The following is a 15065-nucleotide window of genomic DNA, read 5'->3' on the forward strand; positions in this document are numbered from 1 at the left end:
CTCCAACTGCTTAAGGGCGGCCAGGAGGGTATATACGAGCAACGATGATAGGTTTGCAAAGCCATCCATGCTGACCGATCTTGTCTTCCTGACACTATAATAAATTATGCTTTTTGCATGATATTTGAGCAGTTGGGTTTGAGCAACCTGAAGATTTGCAATTTATGCAAATTAACCGACTTATTGGTTTGCTAAATTTAATTTCATTGAGCTGATACAAACAATGTATTAATGGAAATTTAAGGACTAAACATGAATAAAAGCCTGTTGACGAATTCAATTGCGGGAATCGCTTTTTTAGCGGGTTTAATTACAGGTGATAGCGTATTGCTCTCAATTGGCTTATTCGCACTTTCAGGTGCTGTGACCAATTGGCTTGCTGTACATATGTTGTTTGAGAAGGTGCCCGGGTTATATGGGTCTGGCGTTATTCCTGCGCGGTTTGAAGATTTTAAGCGCGGGATTAAGGCACTCATGATGGAGCAGTTTTTCACTAAAGAGAACATTGAGCGGTTTCTCTCCGCAGAGGGGGATAAGCAGCCTGATCTGCATCTGGCGCCTGTCATTGAAAAAGTGGATTTCTCACCGACCTTTGATTCTCTGATAGAGGTGATCCAGAACTCCTCGTTTGGTGGCATGCTCGCGATGGTTGGGGGGACTGAAGTACTTGAGCCACTGCGCCAGCCGTTCATTGATAAGATGAAGTCGTCTATTGAAGAGATGACCCGGGAAGAAAGCTTTGTATCGATGTTAAAAGAGGAGCTGGAAAGCCCTGATGTATTAGCCGAGATGTCTGAAAAAGTTGAGCGGGTTGTAGAGCAGCGTTTGGATGAACTGACACCAGAACTGGTCAAGCAGATTGTCCAGCAGATGATTAAAGAGCATCTGGGTTGGCTTGTTGTCTGGGGTGGTGTTTTTGGTGGCTTGATCGGTTTGCTGGCGGCTATGCTGGGCTTTTAAAAATAGATTGAGATATAGGCCGCTGTTGCGGCTTTTTTTGTCTCTAGTGATACTTTAATTTTGTTTTTTCTTATAAAGCCGTATCAAATTCGGCTGGTCATGGCGCAGAGTTTATGTAATGGTATTCCCTTATAAGAAACAGAAAATGATGGGTGATAGGTTTATGCATAATCTGCAGAAATTTTACGTTGATGGTCAGTGGGTTGAGCCGCAGGGTGCCGAGATACTGGATGTTCTTAATCCAGCAAATGACCAGGTGGTTTCACAGATCCGCTTAGGTAACAGGGATGATGTTGAAACTGCCGTTGCAGCAGCGGTTAATGCGTTTCCGGCTTTTAGTCAGACAACTAAAGAAGAGCGCATTGCGCTACTGGAAAGGATCATTGAAGGTTATTCAGCTCGATTGGAAGATCTGGCAAGAGCAACAACGGAAGAGATGGGTGCGCCCATTGGTTTTTCCCGTCAAATGCAGGTGATGGCAGGCCTGGGTCACATTAAAGTAGCGCTTAGTATCCTTAAAAAAACTGACTTCACGGAAGTGATGGGTACAACTACCGTTGTTAAAGAGCCTGTGGGCGTGTGTGCGATGATCACACCGTGGAACTGGCCGTTGAACCAGATCACTTGTAAGGTGGCCCCAGCCATTGCAGCTGGCTGCACAATGGTGCTGAAGCCAAGTGAAGTTGCTCCGCGAACGGCACATATTTTTGCTGAAATTCTGCATGAAGCAGGAGTGCCTAAAGGGGTATTCAACCTGGTCGATGGCGATGGCCCAACCGTGGGTGCGGCCCTGAGCGAGCATCCTCAGATTGATATGGTTTCCTTTACCGGTTCTACTGAAGCGGGTAAAAAAGTATCAATAGCAGCAGCGGGCAACTTGAAAAAGGTCTCCCTGGAGCTCGGTGGTAAGTCAGCAAACATCATTCTGGATGATGCTGATTTCGCTAAAGTTATTAAACGCAGTGTACGTGGGGTGATGACGAATACAGGGCAGTCCTGTAATGCTCAGACCCGTTTGTTGGTACCTGAGGATCGATTGGCAGAAACCATTGAGATTGCTAAAGCATCTGCTGAATCTGTTCGTACAGGTGATCCGATGGCTGAAGATACTGCGATGGGGCCAGTCGTATCAAAACTGCAATGGCAGCGTGTTCAGGCGCTCATCCAAAAAGGCATTGATGAAGGGGCTGAATTGATTGCTGGCGGTGTGGGTTCACCAGAAGGTTTGGAAACGGGCTGTTTTGTGAAGCCAACCGTATTTGCAGGTGTAACACCAGAAATGAGTATCGCCCGCGAAGAGATCTTTGGTCCTGTTGTTAGCATCATGACTTACAAGGATGAAGATGATGCAGTTGCGATAGCAAATAACCATATTTATGGTCTCTCTGGAGGGGTGTATTCCGCAGACCTGGAAAGAGCTAATGCAGTCGCTGCGCGTATGCGTACCGGTATGGTGCATATCAATGGTGCGCCTGCGGATGCTAAAGCTCCCTTTGGTGGCTACAGACAGTCGGGTACCGGCCGTGAATGGGGGCGCTACGGAATGGAAGAGTTTATGGAAACTAAATCGATGATGGGAAGTATCCCTAAAGCGTGAAGCAATCGGTTTATTTGATTTGAAAGTGGGCTCTTATGAGCCCATTTTTTTAGCTCAGAATCCAGTTCAGTGGTATTCTTCTGCTGACAGAAATGCGCTACTCCTGAGGTAAAATGAGCTTATCCCCCCGCCTTGAAACACTGGCTTCTCTGATTGAAAAAGAATATGACCATATCTGGGACTGTTGCTGTGATCACGGCATTCTAGGCCGTTCATTGATGGATAGGCATCCGAGTTCGGTTGTTCATTTTGTGGATCAGGTCGATTCTATTATCCGTCAGTTGCAAGAGACATTGGCTGTATCCTGTGATCTATCAAAGCGGTGGCGGGTGTATTGTATGGATCTCAATGAACTAATTCTGCCTAACAGCAAAGAATCTCATCTTGTGATTATCGCCGGGGTGGGCGGTGATCTTATTGCGCAGTTTGTAGAAAATATCCTCAAGAATAATCCGGGGCAGCGAATTGATTTTCTGTTGTGTCCTATCCGGCAAATCTATTGGTTAAGGGGGTGCTTGAGTGATTTAGGGCTGGGAGTTATCGATGAGAAAATTGTTAGTGATAAAGGGCTTTTCTATGAACTTCTATACATATCCACAAGCTCAGACAGGCCGTTAAGCAAAACGGGAGACAGGATGTGGAATTTCACTCTAACAGAGCATCAGGCTTATATTGAGCAGATTCTTAAACACTATCAAAGTATGCGCAAAGGGCGCCCCGAAGAGGCGGCCTCTGCACTTAGTGACTATCAGCAGTTGCTTAAATAGTCAGTCCAGAAAGGATTATTTTACTTTCCAGCTAATAGTCTCTCCAGCGCGGATTGGAACAACCTGATCATCCCCCAGAGGGTAGCTGGCAGGAACATCCCAGGATTCTTTTACGAGTGTGATGGTGTCACTATTTCGAGGAAGTCCATAAAAGTCTGGGCCATTAAGGCTGGCAAAAGCTTCCAGCTTATCCAGAGCGCCGGCGGCTTCAAATGTTTCAGCATAGAGCTCTATTGCTGCATGAGCCGTATATGAGCCTGCACATCCGCATGCGGCTTCCTTGGCATGTTTCATATGTGGGGCAGAGTCAGTGCCGAGGAAGAACTTAGGGCTTCCAGAGGTTGCCGCTTTTATAAGTGCTTCTTGATGAATATTGCGCTTAAGAATAGGCAGGCAGTAGTAGTGTGGACGAATGCCACCGGCCAGCATATGGTTCCGGTTAAAGAGCAAGTGGTGAGCCGTAATGGTCGCGGCCACGTTATCCCCAGCTGAAGCAACAAATTCAGCCGCATCTTTCGTTGTAATGTGTTCCAGAACGATTTTTAGCTCAGGAAAATCAGCTACAACATCTTTGAGAATGTTATCAATAAAGGTTTTTTCGCGATCAAAAATATCAATCTCTGAATCAGTCACTTCACCATGGATTAGAAGCAGCATACCTGCCTCTTGCATCGCTTCCAAAACGGGATAGATATTCTTGATCGAAGTTACCCCCGAATCGGAATTGGTTGTTGCGCCAGCTGGATACAATTTAGCGGCGTAAATTTTACCGGTCGCTTTGGCCTTTTTAATCTCATCAGGCGAGGTTTTGTCTGTCAGATAAAGCACCATTAATGGATCAAAGTTACCTTGCGGTTGTTGCTCCATAATTCGCTGGTGGTAACCCAGTGCTTCTTCTGTGTTGGTAACAGGGGGGACCAGATTGGGCATAATAATTGCGCGGCCCATATAGCGGCTGACATCCCGGACAGTATCTTTAAGTTGCTCACCGTCACGTAAATGAATGTGCCAGTCGTCAGGTCTGGTTATCGTAAGTTCAGTCATATTCTGTTACCTGTTCCCCTCAGTTAATGCTCGGGGATATTATTTCATGTATTGAGGGAAAATACTGCCTGGGAAAATAAAAACAGAGGGATAATGCGGTGGTCGGGTGAGTGATTAAAAATGCAGATTACTCATCTGTCCATATTGTTCTAACCGGTTCACCAAAATCATCGTAGATGATCTTTTTCTTTTGGGTTCTGGCCCGCAAGTTTTTGTTGGTCTTTTGCTTGCTGCTTTTCCTACGAGCATCAATTTGCGCAAGTAAACCGTGAACGGGGGTGCGCTCTTGGGCTTTAGGGGCCGATTGTCCTGAGCGGTGCGAATTATACCGGCCATCTATCAGGCCGGTTTCACCCATTTCGACTTCCTGGATCTTACCGCCATGTTTTATAAACTGGTCGACCTGGGAGCTCAATTGACTCCTGAGTTCTGCTTTTGTGGGGCGTTTTTTAAACATGGGGCTATTTCCAGTGTTCAGATCACTCTATTTTAAACCTAAAACATGACATGCGCGAGAAATCACTTTCAGAACATATGAGAACTCATTACGGGTGGATGTTTCGCTGGCGAAAGATCAGTACAGCAGGTAGCATAAGGCTTTGATTTTTTGGTTCATAAAGTAGCAAATATCGATGAGTTATCAGGTTCTGGCTCGAAAGTGGCGTCCGGCCAAATTTCAGGAAATGGTTGGGCAGGAGCATGTGCTGAAAGCGTTAGTCAATGCGCTGGATGATGATCGCCTTCACCATGCTTATTTATTTACGGGCACCCGTGGTGTTGGTAAAACGTCGATTGCACGTTTGTTTGCTAAGTCCTTAAACTGTGAAACAGGGGTTTCTTCGACACCTTGTGGTGTATGTTCCGCATGTAAGGAGATTGCAGAAGGTCGCTTTGTAGACCTGATCGAAGTGGATGCGGCTTCCAGAACTAAGGTTGAAGATACCCGTGAGTTAATGGAAAACGTTCAATACGCGCCTACTCATGGACGTTACAAAGTGTACCTCATAGATGAGGTGCACATGCTTTCCACTCACTCTTTTAATGCCCTGCTAAAAACTCTGGAAGAGCCGCCACCGCACGTTAAATTCCTACTGGCTACTACTGATCCACAGAAGCTTCCAATTACGATTCTTTCGCGTTGTCTGCAGTTTAACCTTAAGAACTTAATTCCTGAGCGTATCGTAAATCATCTGACTCATGTCTTAACTCAGGAGCAGATTTCGTTTGAAGAGCCTGCATTGTGGCTATTGGCACGTTCTGCGGATGGCTCAATGCGTGATGCGATGAGTCTTACTGATCAGGCAATCGCTTTTGGTGCTGGTCAAATCGCAGAAACAGATGTCAGAGCCATGCTGGGTACCATTGATCAGCGTTTGGTATATCAGATGCTTTATAGCCTGGCTGCCGGAGATGCCAACGCTTTAATGCAAGCGGTTACTGATCTTGCTCAGTTCTCACCAGACTACAACACGGTTTTGGGAGACTTGGTGAGTGTGCTGCATCGAATAGCTGTTGCACAAGTGCTTCCTGATGCTGTGGATAACAGTATGGGGGACCAGATTCAGATAACGGAATTAGCCGGTCAGTTATCAGCAGAAGATGTTCAGCTTTATTACCAGATTGCGCTAATGGGGCGTAAAGACCTGCCATTTGTACCGGACCCGCGTGAAGGTTTGGAGATGGTCCTGCTACGGATGTTGGCTTTTAGACCTGCGTCGGCAAAACCCAGAAACGTTCAGTTATCTGATACCGTTGCAGATTTATCTGGCGCAGCTGCACAAAGTACCCACACTGATGCTCCAGCTCCAGCTCCAGCTCCAGCTCCAGCTCCAGCTCCAGCTCCAGCTCCAGCTCCAGAATTTCAGCCATCTGCTCCCAGCTATGATGAGCCGTTGCCTGATTATGATTCAAGTTATGAGCCTGCAGGGGAGGGCTCCCCTGCAAAAAAGTCTGAGTTGACTAAAGCCGGGGATGAGCTACCTCCTCCCTGGGAGGATGAGTCTGCCCCCCCGCAAGAAACTGCGGTAGAAACATACTCAGATGAAGCCCCCGTAGAAAATGAATTTGCAAATCCTCTTTCTGAGATAGTTGGCTCCGTTGCGAAAACGCATGTGGAAATACTGGAGTGTCCTAAAGATTTTACTAAGATTGAGCTTGGTCACTGGGTGCATGTCAGCCGTTCGCTGGGGCTAACAGGGATGACCGAAAGCTTGGCAACGCACCTGTCTATGGAGTCTGTTGCAGGTGGCATAATACAACTGCATTACACTAAAGAGCAGAAAACGATGCTCAATGAAGTGCAACAGCAGCGTATTGGCGATGCTATCAATCAGTATTTTGAATCCAGTGTGCAGCTTGAATTTATTCAGGCCACACAGACGCAGGAAACACCTGCTCAGTATATGAATCGTAAACGCGAAGAGCGCCATGCTAAGGCAATCGATTCAATTCGTAATGATGTGACGGTAAAATTACTGGAACAAGAATTTGCAGCACAGATAGAGTTGTCTTCAGTGCTGCCAATTGATTAATTTGAGGAAAAAGTCATGAAAGGTGGAATGGGTAACCTGATGAAACAGGCTCAGAAAATGCAGGAAAACCTGCAGAAGGCACAGGAGCAAATCGCTTCTGCTGAGCAAACGGGTGAATCGGGTGCTGGCTTGGTTAAAGTCGTAATGAATGGTCGCCACGATGTTAAAGGCATCAGCATTGACGATAGCCTGATGGAAGAAGATAAAGAGATTCTTGAAGACCTTATTGCAGCGGCTGTGAATGATGCGGTTCGTAAGATCGAATCTTACACCCAGGAAAAAATGGCTGAAGTAACTGGTGGTATGGGTATGCCGCCTGGCTTCAATATGCCGTTCTGATTAGATGTCTTTTAGCCCTTTAATTCAGCAACTGATCACGTCGCTTAGGTGTCTTCCGGGCGTTGGTCCTAAGTCTGCACAGCGTATGGCATTTCATCTCTTAGAAAGGGATCCTGATGGCGCTTTGGCGTTGGCAGAGGCGCTGCAAAAGTCAGTATCTGAAATAGGTCATTGCAAGCTTTGCCGAACCTTATCAGAAACAGAGATTTGTGATATCTGTTCAGCTACCGATCGTGACTCTAGTGTGCTTTGCATTCTGGAATCCCCAATAGATGTGCTGGCAGTTGAACAGACCGGAGGTTTTAACGGGCTGTACTTTGTGCTCTCAGGGCATTTGTCGCCTATCGATGGTATCGGACCTGAGGATTTGGGGATCGATAAATTGCTTGAGCGCGTTCAGTCGAGTGACATCAAAGAATTGATTCTGGCGACAAACCCTACAGTGGAAGGTGAGGCAACTGCACACTATATTGCCGCTCAAGTTAAGGATCTTGGGGTTAAGGTTTCACGTATAGCCCATGGTGTTCCTGTTGGAGGCGAGTTGGAGTTTGTTGATGGCGGTACTCTGGCTCATGCACTTGCAGGAAGGCGCTCTTTATTATGAGATTAGTAAATGTCTGATAACTCGGCTTATGATTGGAAGCATTTAGAAGCTTCTGCTGAAAACCCAATCTGGATTACCAGTGCGGAGCAATTATCAGAGTGTTGTGAAAAGTGGCGTAACCTGCCGCTTATCGCTTTAGACACTGAGTTTCAGCGCGTAGATACGTTTTACCCATTGCCTGGCCTGATTCAGGTTGCTGATGATCAAGCATGTTATCTAATAGACCCTCTCGAAATAAGTGACTTTTCCTCGCTATCCACTCTTTTTAAAGATGAGGGTGTAGTAAAAGTCATGCATGCAGCCACCGAAGATCTGGAGTTGTTTCATAAAGAGATAGGGGCCTTACCTGTACCATTGTTCGATACACAGATTGCTGCAGCCTTGATAAACTGGGGTTTCTCCATGGGGCTTCAGAGAATGCTGGAAAGCTGCTTGTCAGTTCAGCTTGAAAAGCATGAGACGACATCGAATTGGTTACAGCGTCCTCTCACTTCCAGCCAGGAAAAATATGCTGCGCTTGATGTGGCCTATTTGCCCGCTATTTATGAAATACAAAGGCAAGAACTATTAAGCCGCGGGCACTTCCACTGGGTTGAGCAAGAATGTTCGGCAATGCTTGCTGATGCAGCTATTGATGACGTCGATGGTTTTTCATACTACACCCGTTTCACACAGATGTGGCGGCTGCCTAAGCATAAGTTAGCGGCGTTGCGAGATTTAACCGCATGGCGGGAGCAGCAAGCAAGAAAGCGAAATGTTCCTCGTAATCGAATTCTACGCAATCAGGCTATACTGCAAATTATCGAGCAATGGCCAAAAGGCTTAGCGGATCTATCCCGTTTGGATGAGATCAAAAAGAGTATTCTTCGAACAGATGGTGAAGTTATTCTTGGCTTTTTAAAAGGCGGTGAAGCAAGTGCCGACAAGGTTGAGCCGGAGCCTATTCCGCAACCTTTGCATTACTTTTGGAATAAGCACCTTAAAAAGTTAAAGGCTATCGCCAGGCGTTTGGCTGAAGAAAATAATACCGCACCTGAAATGCTGTTGCGTCGGAAAGAGTTAGAGCAGCTTATTCGTTCTGGTGTAGACGAGGGCGAGTATCGTTTGCCGCAGGCAATGTCCGCCTGGAGAAAAGAGATGCTAGACGCTGCGCTTATGGATGAGCTGCAACGTATTGAAAAATTAAGAGTTCAAGGTAGTTAATAATGAAAATCTGCTCGGTTTTTTTGAGCTTACGTAAAGATGAAATGTATCTTTATGTTGATAAACGAGATCATCTGAAGCGTGTTCCAGAAGCGCTGATGGAGATGTTTGGCACACCAAAACATGTCATGGATATTCCTTTGACTAAAGATCGTGAGCTGGCAAGGGTCGATGCTGAAAAGGTGCTGGCAGAGATTGATGAGAAGGGTTTCTATCTGCAGATGCCACCTCCTAAGGATGACTATATGCTTGATCTACATCGTGATCGTCCAGAGAGTGGTGTACGTTAAGTGGTAGCTCAGGAAGTATTCTGGCGTAGTAAGTCCTTGCAGGAGATGACACCAAGCGAATGGGAATCTCTCTGCGATGGCTGCGCTTTATGTTGTCTGCATAAGCTTGAAGATGAGGATACCCAAGAGGTTTTTTATACCTCGGTTGTATGCCATCTTTTAGATTTTGATACCTGTCGCTGTACCCGTTATGAGGATCGTTGCAAACTGGTTCCAGATTGCGTCAAACTCACCCCGCAAGATGTTGATGATTTTCACTGGTTACCTCCTAGTTGTTCCTATCGGTTAATTCACGAAGGTAAGGATCTGCCAGAATGGCATCCATTACTTTCCGGTCGCCAGGAGACTGTAATCGAGGCTGAGGCTTCAGTGCTCAGTTGGTACGAAGTGAAAGATGATGAGATCGAAGTTGAAGACTATGTCGATTACATCATTGAATAGCAAAGAGTTTTGTAGCCTCTATTAGGGAGTTCTTGCTCTAATTCATTTTACAGTCATGGCAAAACCGACTATGTTTCATTAGGCCTGTCTTATGTTTCTTTAGCAGGCTTCCAGGATGGTTCAGTGTTAAAAGGATGTAGTATTTAATCTGGCTGTAACTGGGGTTAATCGCGTTGTCTGCTTCAGAAAATAAGTTTGGGGGCTCTGTTTGGGGAATTAGGGGTAAACTGGTTGCACTCTTTGTCCTTATCAAAGTTTTCCCACTTATTCTTATTGCATGGCTTGCATGGTCTCAGTCTTCAAAGCTCGCGGATATATTGGGTATTCGCTATGAGCACCTCAGTAGTATCTCGCAGAAAAGTGTTACTGATGTAGGTGATTTAGCAGTTAATGATGCTGTAGCGGCATTAGATGAGAAAGCACGAAACGAAATCGAACGTATAACAACAGATACCGCCAATGCGATAGCGGGGTTTCTCTATCAGAGGGATACCGATGTGTTGTTAGCTTCTGCGTTAGATATTAGTAAAACATCATTTCAAAACTTTATATCACAGCGTAGATCCCGGCTCATGGATCAGGGTGATTGGCTTTATGATCCTGAACTAAACAAATGGCGTGAGCGAGCGATTATTTCCTCCACCGATACGGTGAAATCAAGCCTTGTGGAAAACGCAAAAGATTTTCATTCCTTCCCTAAAAAACAATTTCATTCTAGCTGGCAGCCTTTATATCTCGAAATTACATATCTTGACCTTGAAGGACGCGAGCAGCTGAAGGTTGTTTCTTCAGAATTGATGACTGACGAACTCAAGGATGTGTCTGATAAAAGAAATACCTTCATTAAAGCGGAAAGCTACTTTTCTGAATTAGAACAGCTTGATCGTGGGCAGATTTATGTTTCTGAAGTCATTGGTGAATATGTACCATCACATGTGATTGGAACATACACACCTAAATCTGCGGCTAAAACAGGTATTGAATATCAGCCTGAACAAAGTGCTTTCGCGGGTAGGGAAAACCCACTTGGGCAGAAGTTCAGAGGAATAGTGCGATGGGCTACGCCGGTCTATAAAGACGAACAGAAAATCGGTTATGTGACCCTGGCCCTGGATCATCGCCATATCATGGCGTTCACTGATCATATATTGCCAACTGAGGAGCGGTATACACAGATCCCCGATGCATCCGAAGGTAATTATGCATTTATTTGGGATGCTAAAGGCAGGAATATTGCCCATCCAAGGCATTATTTTATTGCCGGATATGATGCTCAGACAGGGGACCCACAGATCCCTTGGATGGAGCAAGAGGCATATGCAGCCTGGAAAGAGTCAGGCCTGAGCTACGCGAGTTACTTACAGAATGCGCCTACTTTTGTTAATCAGAAGCTTACTAAGAAACCAGCAGCAGAACTGAAAGATACCGGGCTAAGAGCCTTAGATTGTAGGTTTCTTAATTTCGCACCACAGTGCACAGGTTGGTTTGATTTAACCCGAGAAGGGGGATCTGGCTCATTTGTCATTTTTTGGAGTGGGCTGTGGAAACTCACGACGGCTGCCGCAATTCCCTATTATACAGGCCAATATGCTGAATCTGAGCGGGGATTTGGCTTTGTCACAGTGGGTGCAAATGTTGATGACTTTCATAAGGCGACAGTTGCCACTAAAGAGCGAATCGATCTGGAAATAGAGCGAGTTGAGCAAAAGATAAGGTTTGAGGCTGAGCAGGGTCGTACAGCCATCATTAGTAACTTAAGAGAAACCGCCGAGCGTTTATCCATTTCAACCTTATTAATGATTCTAGTTGTTATTGTGATAGCTGTATGGATCGCATCCTATCTAACCAAGCGAATTACGACGCTGATAAAAGGTATTCGCGCCTTTCGTTCTGGCCAACGGCAGTTTAGGTTTGCGCTGGTAAACAGAGATGAGATGGGGGCTCTGGCCAGCGAACTTGACGAGATGGCCGATGATATCGATGGCTACCTTGGCGAGCTAGAAGCTGAAGTGAAACAGCGAAAGCGTACCGAGTTTCAGCTTCTTAAAGTTCAGGACGGGCTAGAAGAACGTGTTGCTGAGAGGACAAGTGAGTTAGAAGTGCAGGTTGAAGAGCGAACTCGCGCAGAGAAGCAGGTTAGACATCTGGCCGAGCATGACGCTCTGACGGGGCTGGCTAATCGGCGTGGTTTCCAGCAAGAACTTGAGTGTATCTTGAGAAAAGCTGATACCAATGGAAAGAAAGTCGCTTTACTGCTTTTTGATTTGGACCGCTTTAAAGAGGTTAATGACACGCTTGGCCATGCTATTGGTGATGATCTTTTATGTTCAGTAGCGGATTTATTGAGGGCCAATATTCGAGATGAGGATATAGTGGCTAGGCTTGGGGGGGATGAGTTTGCAATTGTTATGTCTAACCTCGCCAGTGTTGATGGGGTCATTAATACGGCGCTCCGGATTATTGAGACGTTGTCGAAGCCTTTGCAGCTTTCGGGTCATACTATAAGGACGGGAACAAGTGTCGGTATCACCGTTTATCCCGATGACTCTGGTGATCCAGAGCAACTGATGCTGCACGCTGATTTAGCCATGTACCAGGCTAAAGATAAAGGTGGGCAGTGCTATCAATTCTTTGAATTGCCGATGCACGATAAGTTAGTAGAGCAGAAAAGAATTGAGAACGGGCTTCATCGGGCAATCCAGGATAGTGAGTTTTGTCTCTATTACCAACCCAGATACGATTACAGTAATTCCAAGCTGGATGGCTTTGAGGCCCTTATAAGGTGGCAGTGTCCAGAGAGGGGGCTGATTTCTCCCGGTGATTTTCTTCCCGTTGCGCAGCGTTCAGGTTTGTTGCCTCACATTGAAAGTTGGGTACTGTTAGAGGCCTGTCAGCAAGCTCTAAAGTGGCACCAACAGGGAGTCAGTTTTGGTCGTGTTGCTGTCAATGTATGTGCTGTCGGGCTTCAGCAACAAGGTTTTTACGAGCGTATTGAGAAAGCTTTGGATAAAACGGGATTGCCACCTGAGCTACTCGAAATAGAAATTACTGAGCGAGCTTTGATAGGGCGCTATGACGTTGTAGTGGATAACTTGATGCGTCTTAAGTCTCTGGGGGTCAGCATTGCTTTGGATGATCTGGGGGCAGAGCACTCGTCATTGCAGCGATTAATCGAGTGCCCAATCGATGTAATAAAAATTGATCGGTTCTTTATTGATCATGTGGGTGAGTTGAAATCAGAAGCTGTCATTGCAGGCTTGTTGGCTATAGCGGGTAAAACTGAAATGAAGGTTGTCGCTGAAGGTGTTGAGACTAAAGAGCAGCTGGATTTTCTTATTGGATCAGGGTGTTATGTTGTGCAAGGTTTTTATCATGCTAAGCCAATGCCTGCTAATGAAATCAACCGTTACATGGATTCATTATAAGGCGCGAAAACAAAAAAGCCGCAATCAATGATTGCGGCTTTTTTCGTGCTTAACGAGAAGTGATTACTTCTGGTTGTCCAGCTGAGCTTTGATCAGGTCACCGATTGTAGTCGGGCCAGATACTTCAACTTCAGCGTTGCGTACAGCAGAGATTGCTGCTTTTTCTTCAGCCTGTTCTTTCGCTTTGATAGACAGGTTGATAACGCGGTTACGACGATCCAGAGTAACGATCTTAGCTTCTACTTCATCACCAACGTTCAGTACAGAAGATGCATCTTCAACGCGATCAACAGAGATCTCAGATACTTTCAGTGTACCTTCGATGCCTTCAGCCAGCTCAACAACTGCACCTTTAGCGTCTACAGAAGTAACTTTACCAGTTACGATAGCGCCTTTGTCGTTAGCAGATGCGAACTCAGCGAATGGGTCGCTTTCCAGCTGCTTGATACCCAGAGAGATACGCTCTTTCTCAGCATCAATAGACAGGATAACTGCTTCAACTTCTTCACCTTTCTTGAACTGGCGAAGAGCAGCTTCAGCATCAGCTTCCCAAGTGATGTCAGACATGTGAACCAGACCGTCCAGTTCTTCCTGCAGACCAACGAAGATACCAAAGTCAGTGATAGTTTTGATAGTACCAGTAACTTTGTCACCTGCTGCGAACTGCTCAGCGAAAGTAACCCATGGGTTTGCAGTGCACTGCTTGATACCCAGAGAAATACGGCGACGCTCTTCATCAACGTCCAGGATCATCACTTCTACTTCATCACCGATCTGAACAACTTTAGATGGGTGGATGTTCTTGTTAGTCCAAGACATTTCAGAAACGTGAACCAGACCTTCAACACCGTCTTCGATAGAAGCGAAGCAGCCGTAGTCAGTCAGGTTAGTGATGCGTGCCTGGCACTTAGCACCTGCAGGGTAACGCTCTTTGATCAGAGACCATGGATCAGAAGACAGCTGCTTAAGACCCAGAGAGATACGACCAGATTCTTTGTCGAACTTGATGATCTTAACAGTGATCTCGTCACCTGGGTTCAGCATCTCAGATGGGTGAGAGATGCGCTTCCAAGCCATGTCAGTGATGTGCAGAAGACCGTCAACACCACCCAGATCGATGAATGCACCGTAGTTAGTCAGGTTCTTAACGAAACCTTTAACTTCCTGACCTTCGTCCAGAGTAGCCAGCAGCTCATCACGCTGAGCACTGTTAGCTTCCTGAAGAACCGCACGGCGAGAAACAACGATGTTGTTACGCTTAGGATCCAGCTTGATCAGTTTGAATTCCAGCTCTTTGCCTTCCAGGTGATCAACGTCACGTACTGGGCGAACGTCTACCAGAGAACCTGGCAGGAAGCCCTGAATGTTGTTGATGCTAACTGTGAAGCCGCCTTTAACTTTGCCGCTGATGCAACCTTTAACAGTTTCTTCAGCTTCAAATTTAGTCTGCAGAACTTCCCAAGCTTCAGCGCGTTTCGCTTTTTCGCGAGACAGACGAGTCTCACCGAAGCCATCTTCAACCGCTTCCAGAGCAACTTTAACTTCGTCGCCGATCTGGATTTCCAGTTCGTTTGCATCGTTCAGGAACTGAGAACGTGGGATGATTGCTTCTGATTTTAGGCCAGCGTGAACAGTAACCCAGTCGCTGTCGATATCAACGACTTCACCGATTACCAGTTTACCTGGAGTCATGTCTAGAGACTGAAGGGATTCTTCAAACAGATCAGCAAAGCTTTCGCTCATTGAATTTGTCCTATAGTAAGGGCTGTGTTTCGAAAGAAATACAGCTCAGCCTGCAAATCCGGATTCGCAGGGTCAGTTTATAATTTCAAAGAGGGCGTTGTGACCGGAATAGCGCCCAGTT

Annotated in this window: 13 protein-coding genes; 10 read left to right on the plus strand and 3 right to left on the minus strand. The window is 46.1% G+C overall.

The features are described 5' to 3' along the window. Window positions 1-252 precede the first annotated feature (252 nt). The 3 genes from MED92_RS14835 (at window position 253) to MED92_RS14845 (ending at window position 3324) form a co-directional block, all read left to right on the plus strand. Window positions 253-960: a DUF445 domain-containing protein gene (locus tag MED92_RS14835; protein ID WP_007022388.1), complete on the plus strand. Its 708-nt coding sequence runs from the start codon at window positions 253-255 to the stop codon at window positions 958-960. A 163-nt stretch (window positions 961-1123) separates the two neighbouring features. Beyond that, on the plus strand, window positions 1124-2557 hold the full coding sequence (locus MED92_RS14840; protein WP_040663289.1) for an aldehyde dehydrogenase family protein: 1434 nt from the start codon (window positions 1124-1126) through the stop codon (window positions 2555-2557). Window positions 2558-2670: 113 nt separating this feature from the next. Next, window positions 2671-3324 carry a tRNA (adenine(22)-N(1))-methyltransferase TrmK gene (locus MED92_RS14845; RefSeq protein WP_007022390.1) on the plus strand — a complete coding sequence of 218 codons (654 nt, stop codon included), beginning with the start codon at window positions 2671-2673 and terminating at the stop codon, window positions 3322-3324. Between the two features lie 15 nt (window positions 3325-3339). On the opposite strand, the gene pyrC is transcribed toward MED92_RS14845, so the two are convergent. Both pyrC and MED92_RS14855 read right to left on the minus strand, forming a co-directional pair. Next, complete coding sequence (gene pyrC / locus MED92_RS14850; RefSeq protein ID WP_007022391.1) at window positions 3340-4368, minus strand: dihydroorotase; 1029 nt, start codon at window positions 4366-4368, stop codon at window positions 3340-3342. A gap of 127 nt (window positions 4369-4495) precedes the next feature. Next, a complete protein-coding gene (locus tag MED92_RS14855) occupies window positions 4496-4825 on the minus strand; it encodes a hypothetical protein (protein ID WP_007022392.1) in 330 nt (109 codons plus the stop codon). 175 nt (window positions 4826-5000) lie between these two features. Here MED92_RS14855 and dnaX point away from each other — a divergent pair, with 175 nt between their 5' ends. The 7 genes from dnaX to MED92_RS14890 all read left to right on the plus strand — a co-directional run bounded on the left by dnaX (window position 5001) and on the right by MED92_RS14890 (window position 13201). Then, on the plus strand, window positions 5001-6899 hold the full coding sequence (gene dnaX, locus MED92_RS14860; protein ID WP_007022393.1) for a DNA polymerase III subunit gamma/tau: 1899 nt from the start codon (window positions 5001-5003) through the stop codon (window positions 6897-6899). Between the two features lie 15 nt (window positions 6900-6914). Next, window positions 6915-7238, plus strand: a complete 324-nt coding sequence (locus MED92_RS14865) for a YbaB/EbfC family nucleoid-associated protein (protein WP_007022394.1) — start codon at window positions 6915-6917, stop codon at window positions 7236-7238. Between the two features lie 4 nt (window positions 7239-7242). Further along, complete coding sequence (recR, locus tag MED92_RS14870) at window positions 7243-7842, plus strand: recombination mediator RecR (RefSeq protein WP_007022395.1); 600 nt, start codon at window positions 7243-7245, stop codon at window positions 7840-7842. A gap of 9 nt (window positions 7843-7851) precedes the next feature. Continuing rightward, window positions 7852-9045 (plus strand): ribonuclease D, encoded by a 1194-nt coding sequence (gene rnd / locus MED92_RS14875; protein WP_007022396.1) that lies wholly within the window; start codon window positions 7852-7854, stop codon window positions 9043-9045. Window positions 9046-9047: 2 nt separating this feature from the next. Further along, window positions 9048-9335: a YcgL domain-containing protein gene (locus tag MED92_RS14880; RefSeq protein WP_007022397.1), complete on the plus strand. Its 288-nt coding sequence runs from the start codon at window positions 9048-9050 to the stop codon at window positions 9333-9335. Further along, a complete protein-coding gene (locus tag MED92_RS14885) occupies window positions 9336-9776 on the plus strand; it encodes a YcgN family cysteine cluster protein (RefSeq protein WP_007022398.1) in 441 nt (146 codons plus the stop codon). It begins immediately after the preceding gene. A gap of 173 nt (window positions 9777-9949) precedes the next feature. Beyond that, window positions 9950-13201 (plus strand): putative bifunctional diguanylate cyclase/phosphodiesterase, encoded by a 3252-nt coding sequence (locus tag MED92_RS14890; RefSeq protein ID WP_007022399.1) that lies wholly within the window; start codon window positions 9950-9952, stop codon window positions 13199-13201. Window positions 13202-13264: 63 nt separating this feature from the next. Here the strand turns inward: MED92_RS14890 and rpsA are convergent, their stop codons facing one another. Further along, window positions 13265-14944: a 30S ribosomal protein S1 gene (gene rpsA, locus MED92_RS14895; RefSeq protein ID WP_007022400.1), complete on the minus strand. Its 1680-nt coding sequence runs from the start codon at window positions 14942-14944 to the stop codon at window positions 13265-13267. Between the last annotated feature and the right edge of the window lie 121 nt (window positions 14945-15065).

Source organism: Neptuniibacter caesariensis (assembly GCF_000153345.1).
GTDB classification, from domain to species: domain Bacteria; phylum Pseudomonadota; class Gammaproteobacteria; order Pseudomonadales; family Balneatricaceae; genus Neptuniibacter; species Neptuniibacter caesariensis.

Coding starts and splice junctions, on each gene's coding strand:
- MED92_RS14840 (WP_040663289.1), top strand. CDS start 1,124: ATGCATAATCTGCAGAAATTTTACGTTGATGGTCAGTGGGTTGAGCCG.
- MED92_RS14845 (WP_007022390.1), top strand. CDS start 2,671: ATGAGCTTATCCCCCCGCCTTGAAACACTGGCTTCTCTGATTGAAAAA.
- MED92_RS14880 (WP_007022397.1), top strand. CDS start 9,048: ATGAAAATCTGCTCGGTTTTTTTGAGCTTACGTAAAGATGAAATGTAT.
- dnaX (WP_007022393.1), top strand. CDS start 5,001: ATGAGTTATCAGGTTCTGGCTCGAAAGTGGCGTCCGGCCAAATTTCAG.
- rnd (WP_007022396.1), top strand. CDS start 7,852: ATGTCTGATAACTCGGCTTATGATTGGAAGCATTTAGAAGCTTCTGCT.
- rpsA (WP_007022400.1), bottom strand. CDS start 14,944: ATGAGCGAAAGCTTTGCTGATCTGTTTGAAGAATCCCTTCAGTCTCTA.
- recR (WP_007022395.1), top strand. CDS start 7,243: ATGTCTTTTAGCCCTTTAATTCAGCAACTGATCACGTCGCTTAGGTGT.
- pyrC (WP_007022391.1), bottom strand. CDS start 4,368: ATGACTGAACTTACGATAACCAGACCTGACGACTGGCACATTCATTTA.
- MED92_RS14835 (WP_007022388.1), top strand. CDS start 253: ATGAATAAAAGCCTGTTGACGAATTCAATTGCGGGAATCGCTTTTTTA.
- MED92_RS14855 (WP_007022392.1), bottom strand. CDS start 4,825: ATGTTTAAAAAACGCCCCACAAAAGCAGAACTCAGGAGTCAATTGAGC.
- MED92_RS14865 (WP_007022394.1), top strand. CDS start 6,915: ATGAAAGGTGGAATGGGTAACCTGATGAAACAGGCTCAGAAAATGCAG.